Annotated in this window: 4 protein-coding genes; 3 read left to right on the plus strand and 1 reads right to left on the minus strand. The window is 43.3% G+C overall.

From position 1 onward, the window contains the following. The first annotated feature begins 130 nt into the window (after positions 1-130). Positions 131-1384 (plus strand): serine hydrolase domain-containing protein, encoded by a 1254-nt coding sequence (locus L4C32_RS20455; protein ID WP_428198736.1) that lies wholly within the window; start codon positions 131-133, stop codon positions 1382-1384. On the opposite strand, the gene L4C32_RS20460 is transcribed toward L4C32_RS20455, so the two are convergent. Beyond that, entirely contained in the window at positions 1379-1732 is a 354-nt protein-coding gene (locus tag L4C32_RS20460) for a hypothetical protein (protein ID WP_428198737.1), read from the minus strand. The genes L4C32_RS20455 and L4C32_RS20460 overlap by 6 nt on opposite strands. Positions 1733-1781: 49 nt before the next feature. Here L4C32_RS20460 and L4C32_RS20465 point away from each other — a divergent pair, with 49 nt between their 5' ends. Both L4C32_RS20465 and L4C32_RS20470 read left to right on the plus strand, forming a co-directional pair. Continuing rightward, a complete protein-coding gene (locus L4C32_RS20465; protein ID WP_428198738.1) occupies positions 1782-2177 on the plus strand; it encodes a hypothetical protein in 396 nt (131 codons plus the stop codon). Positions 2178-2184: 7 nt separating this feature from the next. Next, positions 2185-2358, plus strand: coding sequence for a hypothetical protein (locus L4C32_RS20470; RefSeq protein ID WP_428198739.1), 174 nt, complete (start codon positions 2185-2187; stop codon positions 2356-2358). Positions 2359-2435: the final 77 nt, after the last annotated feature.

Genomic DNA, 2435 nt, shown 5'->3' on the forward strand with positions numbered 1-2435 from the left:
TTTTTCCTCTGTTCCACCCCATATCAAGCTTTACACTTTAAGTTGTTTAAAAACTCACTCATTACTTCTCTTTCTCTATAAATTCACCATACTGTGATCAATATGTTTCAATGTAAGAGTTATCTGCACTATGGGTTTCAAACAACTATTCAAAATCATTATCTCAATTCTGTCGGTCATCACTCTGATTGTGGTCGCTTACGTCTCCCCCTATTTTCTTTTTGCTCCAGAGAACATTCCGCCACCAGCGATTACATCCATTGAGGATGTAGAAGAGTACATTGAAGCTCAAATTGATATCGAACTACCGTCAGCCATGAACGTCACTGTGCTGAAAAGAGGCGAGCCTATCTTCTCTCGCGCATACGGAGTGAGCAATGGCATTACAGGAAAAAAAGCGAGCTTAGATAACGTCTACCATTTCTACTCAGCCACTAAATCGGTAACCGCAGTGGCCATCATGCAGCTCGTCGAGAAGGGAAAACTGGATCTTAATCGCTCTATCACAGAGTACTTACCTGAATTTGAGCCAGTTGACAGCTCAGGAGATCCCATCAAGGTGAGCGTTAAGAACTTACTTAGCCACCGTTCGGGACTGCCGGGAATTCAACTGGATATGTTCAAGTGGCTCCATTTTAGTGACCAAGCCTATGTCGGTGATCTCAATGTAGTAAAACGCTACCTACAAGACTACCGCACCGTTGATTGGGCACCTGGCAGTGACAGTGAATACCGCAACATTAACTACATCTTGTTAGGCGCGATTATTGATGCTGTCACAGAAGGTAGCTATGAAGACTACGTTCGTCAGAATATTCTTACCCCCTTAAAGATGTACAGCTCCGATTTTATCTACCGTGATGACATGTTAGAGAGAGCGGCCATTGGTGCCCACCCACACTACAACTTCATTACCCCTCTGATCAACTACAACGGTATGGAAGGCGGAATGGACGCGTTGGCAGAAACCCGTATCGATGACATGTACTGGCTAAAAACCATTTACACCGATTTCAGCGCCTCTACTTCGCTAATGGGAACAGGTAGTGACCTGGCACGTTTTGGACAGATGCTGCTTAATGGTGGTGAGCTAGATGGCGTTCGAATACTGTCGAAAACCAGTGTTAATAGTATCCTCTACCAAGGTCGTTATGTTGAAATTATCGAAAAAGTAAAAAATAAGCGCGAAGAGTTTGCCATCGGTAATGGCACAAAAACCTGGTTCCACAATGGCATTGAGTTGATCGGTCATGGAGGCAGCGGACCAGGTTACAAAATGCAGTATTATGTGGTGCCATCTAAAGAGATGGTAGTGGTGGTACTAACCAATGCGACCGGCGCGCGTGCTACCCGTACTGCAAAAATGCTGGCCTCCCAACTATAAACAGGGGTAGGCCTCCATTAAACATTCAATCAAATCATCTCGCTGCTTAGAGACTAAGTACGCTTTAAATCCAGCGAGATAGTCAACCTCATTCATTAGCACCGTGCATATATCATTGTCCCAGTACGTGATCAACATTTGACCTTCTGGGATAACCACGCCATCTTCGATATCTTCAGCATCAAGATGCTCCGGATACAACGCCCCATAATACCCATCATTACCCACGTAACTGGTTCTTGATATCGCATACTTAACATAGCTTCCAAGCATAGAGGCGCTAATCGAAAAAATCTGTTCTAGGATCTGTTGATGATTCACTCTATCAATTCCAAATTGCCAACGCATTACCCTTGATGATAACGTATCGAATAGACTTCGCCATATAGAGATTCATATGTTTCGCGCTCTTTTGATTTTAATCATATTAAGCCTCCCAATTTCTGCCGCACAAACCCTCCACAGTACAGAAGGGGTCAGCCGTGATAATCAATGGATCAAAGTTGATAACACCCCTTTTCAGATCACCAGCATTGTTGGCGGTGAGCATATCTCCCACTACCACGTTTTAGGTTTTGCTGGAGAACGTTATCAGCTGCAGTTTGATTCCATCGAAGGAGATGCTTCACCCAGTTTTGAATTTGATGGCGTCAAAGTAGAATCAATTAGCGACACCGCCCCCTACTCAGCGACAGTTCTCGTTGAACAAGATGCTCTGTTTTTCTCCATCAGTTATTCGGCTATGAGTTATGGTGAGTATCGATTGACTGTCACTAAACTCAGTAAAGAGTAACCAACATATGAGCGATGATATTCAGCTGCAACAGATCTCAACCCTACTTGAAAAAATGGCGATGGAGTTACGATTTCGTGGCTGTGACGATCAGCATAAACTGATTCGTGAATCCCGTGAATTGGCGCGATGGGTAGAGTCGTACCAGAAGAATTTACGTCAAGAAAGTAACAATGATTAAAGTAATAACATTACAAGATTTTGTGATTATTTGGGTCAATTATTTGGCTTTCAATATTGCTTACCTATACTTATATC

The sequence above is a fragment of the Aliivibrio kagoshimensis genome, from assembly GCF_050337105.1.
Classification (GTDB): Bacteria; Pseudomonadota; Gammaproteobacteria; order Enterobacterales; family Vibrionaceae; genus Aliivibrio_A; species Aliivibrio_A kagoshimensis.

What these genes read in the sequence shown, in the direction of transcription:
- L4C32_RS20455 (WP_428198736.1), top strand. Translation starts at nt 131, where the DNA reads ATGGGTTTCAAACAACTATTCAAAATCATTATCTCAATTCTGTCGGTC.
- L4C32_RS20460 (WP_428198737.1), bottom strand. Translation starts at nt 1,732, where the DNA reads ATGCGTTGGCAATTTGGAATTGATAGAGTGAATCATCAACAGATCCTA.
- L4C32_RS20470 (WP_428198739.1), top strand. Translation starts at nt 2,185, where the DNA reads ATGAGCGATGATATTCAGCTGCAACAGATCTCAACCCTACTTGAAAAA.
- L4C32_RS20465 (WP_428198738.1), top strand. Translation starts at nt 1,782, where the DNA reads ATGTTTCGCGCTCTTTTGATTTTAATCATATTAAGCCTCCCAATTTCT.